This window comes from Flavobacterium sp. FPG59, assembly GCF_002150205.1.
Classification (GTDB): Bacteria; Bacteroidota; Bacteroidia; order Flavobacteriales; family Flavobacteriaceae; genus Flavobacterium.
The window spans coordinates 1-3,583 of sequence record NZ_MTCA01000268.1; the positions used below are offsets into that span (position 1 = coordinate 1).

Genomic DNA, 3,583 nt, shown 5'->3' on the forward strand with positions numbered 1-3,583 from the left:
AAATAGAAATCTCTTTTTTAGTAAATTTTTAACGGTGCTTGCATTAAAAAAACACACTAAAAAAAATTTAGGATGCATATTTCTATTTACCTTTGTGACTTATATTTAAATATTAGAGATATGAACTTTTTAAACATAACTTTAGGTTTCATGCCGGGTGGTTCAGAATGGATTTTAATCATTGCTGTTGTTTTACTCCTTTTTGGTGGTAAAAAGATACCGGAATTAATGAAAGGTCTTGGTGGTGGGATCAAGGAATTTAAGAATGCTGCAAAAGAAGACAGCCAGACTTTAAGTAAAAAAGAAGAAACAAAAGAGTAATCTTTTTTTAAAAAACAATATTTTAAAAAGTCCTAGTTCTTAATTAATTTTAAGAACTAGGACTTTTTTATTTTACAAAACCATCGTCAACTGAATTCGCTTTCTATCCTCATCAACTTCGGTGACTTTTACGGTAACATGTTGGTGGAGTTTCACCACTTCGTTTACGTCGCTTACAAAGCCTGCTTTGAGTTGAGAGATGTGTACCAATCCACTTTCTTTAATACCCAAGTCTACAAAACAACCAAAATTGGTAATGTTATTGACAATTCCGTTCAAAATCATTCCTGTTTTTACGTCTTTAATCGTTTTTACATTCGGATCAAATTCGAAAACTTTTGCAGCTTTTCTCGGGTCTAAACCGGGTTTTTCTAATTCCTTAATAATGTCTTTTAAAGTCAATAAACCTATTTCAGCCGTAACATAATTTTCTGGTTTGATTAAGGCTGTTTTCTCTTTGTTACCAATTAAATCGGTTACTTTCAACTTCAAATCTTTAGCCATTTTTTCCACAATTGAATAAGCTTCGGGGTGAACGGCTGAGTTATCCAATGGGTTTTTCCCGTCTTTAATTCGAATAAAAGCAGCCCCTTGCTGGAAGGCTTTTTCGCCCAAACGAGGTACTTTTTTGAGTTGTTTTCGATCCTCAAAAGGACCATTTTCTGAACGGTAATTCACAATATTTTCGGCAAGCTTCTCTCCTATTCCACTCACATAACTCAACAAATGTTTACTCGCCGTATTGATGTTGACGCCCACAGAGTTTACACATCGAATAACCGTTGTATCCAGTTCTTCTTTCAATTTACTTTGATCTACATCGTGCTGGTATTGGCCTACGCCAATGGCTTTTGGGTCAATTTTTACCAACTCCGCCAAAGGATCACTCAATCGGCGACCGATAGAAACCGAACCCCGAACCGTGACATCATAATTAGGGAATTCTTCACGAGCAATTTTTGATGCCGAATATACCGAAGCACCCGCCTCTGAAACGATGAAAACCTGAACAGCTCTATCAAAAGCAATTTTCTTGATAAAGAATTCGGTTTCTCGAGATGCCGTTCCGTTTCCTATTGAAATTGCATCAATATTGTAGGCATTCACCATTGATTTTATCTTTTTCATGGCCATCGCGGTTTCGTTTTGTGGCGCATGCGGATAAATAGTTTCATTGTAAATTAGATCGCCTTTTTCATCTAAGCATACTACTTTACAACCTGAACGAAATCCTGGGTCGATGGCTAAAATTCTTTTTTCACCCAACGGTGGCGCAAGCAATAACTGCCCTAAATTAGTAGCAAAAACCTGAATAGAATTGGCATCAGCCTTGGCTTTCGCTTCCTGCAAAGCTTCGTTTGAAATAGCAGGGTTTAGCAATCGTTTGTAGCTGTCTTCAATGGCTAATTGTACGTGTGGCGTGGCTGGACTGTCTCCTTTTAAAACCAATTCATCAATAATATCATAGGCTTCGTCCAAATCGACTTCGACTTTAAACTTGATAAAACCTTCATTTTCGGCACGAAGCATTGCTAATAATCTATGTGAAGGTGCTTTTGTCAACGGTTCAGACCAATCAAAATATTGATTGAATTTTTGAGCGCCTTCTTCGTCTTTTTTGGTTTTTACTACTTTGGTTGTAATGGTTGCTTTGCGCTCGTATAAACGACGCAATTGTTTACGAACAAAAATATTTTCGTTAATCAATTCTGCAATAATATCTCTTGCACCCTGCAAAGCAGCATCTTCATTCGCTACATTATCGTTCAAATATTTCGTTGCTAGGAACTCAACATCATCTTTATTTTGAGCCATGATGATTTTCGCTAAAGGTTCTAAACCATTTTCTCGAGCCACATCAGCTTTGGTTTTTTTCTTCTTTTTGAAAGGCAAATACAAATCTTCTAATTCCTGTAAATCAAAACTTTGTTGTATCTTTTTATTCAATTCTGGAGTTAATCCGTTTTGCTCTTCAATTGATTTTACGATTGCTTCTTTGCGTTTTGCAATCGCTTCGTATTCTTTTTGAAGTTTGGCGATTTGTTCAATTTGAACTTCATCAAGATTTCCAGTGGTATCTTTCCGATAACGGGAAATAAACGGAATTGTGCAATCTTCTTGTAAAAGTTGAACTGTTTTTTGAATGTTTATGGCTGCTGTAGCGACCTGTTTTTTAATGAAATCTATATTTGTCATTGTCTCTATTTTCTAAAGGCTAAAATAATATCTTTGACTTTAATTTAAATCAAATGACTGTTTTATTCTGTTTCTTTTTTGTGATAAACCTAATCGCTTTTACGAGTATAGGCTACGATAAATATTTAGCTAAAAATCACAAAAAAAGAATCTCAGAACGTACTCTTTTGAGTTTTATATTTCTAGGCGGAACAATTGGTTCGGGTTTAGCGATGATAATTTTTAGACATAAAACTTCGAAAAAAAGCTATTTATGGAAGTTTTGGTTACTTGCTACTTTACAAATTGCACTGCTCTATCTATGTTTTAACTTTGGAATTTTAAGTGATAAAACATTAATTTAGTCAATAGAAAATAAAAAAAGCCCAGTGAAAAACCGAGCTTGATGTAATTATAAAGCTGCGAAGCAGCCAAAATTTTATGGACAGGCTATTTTATTGACACGATTTTGGTGTCTGCCGCCTTCGAAATCAGTAGTAATAAAAGCTTCAACCATTTCTAATACTTGTGGAATTGAAGTGAAACGAGCTGGAATACTAATAATATTAGCATCATTATGTTGGCGCGCTAAAACTGCAATTTCCTTAGTCCAACACAAAGCAGCACGAACTTGAGCATGTTTATTAACAGTCATTGCAATTCCGTTTCCGCTTCCGCAAATTACAATTCCTAAATCAGCTTTACCTTCTGTTACATCAGTAGCTACTGGATGCCCAAAATCAGGATAATCAACACTATCAACTGAATCAGTTCCATAATTGGTTATTTGATGTCCTTTTGCGATAAGCATTTCAACAATTGCCTTTTTGTAATCTGGTCCGGCGTGATCGTTTCCTATTGAAATTTTCATTTTGTATGTTTTAAGTTGTGTGTTGCAAATTTAGAGAAACTATTCAACTATTAAGGAGTAAATACCGCTAAGTTTGTTGCCTAAAATTGATTGTTATAAACACTATTTTCAGGCCATTTTTATAATATTATTTAAAGACTTAGTAATGAAATATTTAGCAGTTATTAACAATTTTAATAAGTGTATAAATACTTGTAAATCAGTGTAAAAAGTAAC

At 34.6% G+C, this 3,583-nt stretch carries 4 protein-coding genes; 2 read left to right on the forward strand and 2 right to left on the reverse strand.

All coding sequences use genetic code 11. The features are described from left to right. Window positions 1-120: 120 nt before the first annotated feature. Entirely contained in the window at window positions 121-321 is a 201-nt protein-coding gene (locus FPG59_RS14800; protein ID WP_086455335.1) for a twin-arginine translocase TatA/TatE family subunit, read from the forward strand. Window positions 322-393: 72 nt separating this feature from the next. On the opposite strand, the gene FPG59_RS14805 is transcribed toward FPG59_RS14800, so the two are convergent. After that, on the reverse strand, window positions 394-2,517 hold the full coding sequence (locus FPG59_RS14805) for a Tex family protein (RefSeq protein ID WP_086455336.1): 2,124 nt from the start codon (window positions 2,515-2,517) through the stop codon (window positions 394-396). 53 nt (window positions 2,518-2,570) lie between these two features. On the opposite strand from FPG59_RS14805, the gene FPG59_RS14810 reads away from it, so the two are divergent. Next, on the forward strand, window positions 2,571-2,861 hold the full coding sequence (locus tag FPG59_RS14810) for a DUF1294 domain-containing protein (protein ID WP_086455337.1): 291 nt from the start codon (window positions 2,571-2,573) through the stop codon (window positions 2,859-2,861). 74 nt (window positions 2,862-2,935) lie between these two features. Here the strand turns inward: FPG59_RS14810 and rpiB are convergent, their stop codons facing one another. Continuing rightward, window positions 2,936-3,367, reverse strand: coding sequence for a ribose 5-phosphate isomerase B (gene rpiB, locus FPG59_RS14815; protein ID WP_086455338.1), 432 nt, complete (start codon window positions 3,365-3,367; stop codon window positions 2,936-2,938). Window positions 3,368-3,583: the final 216 nt, after the last annotated feature.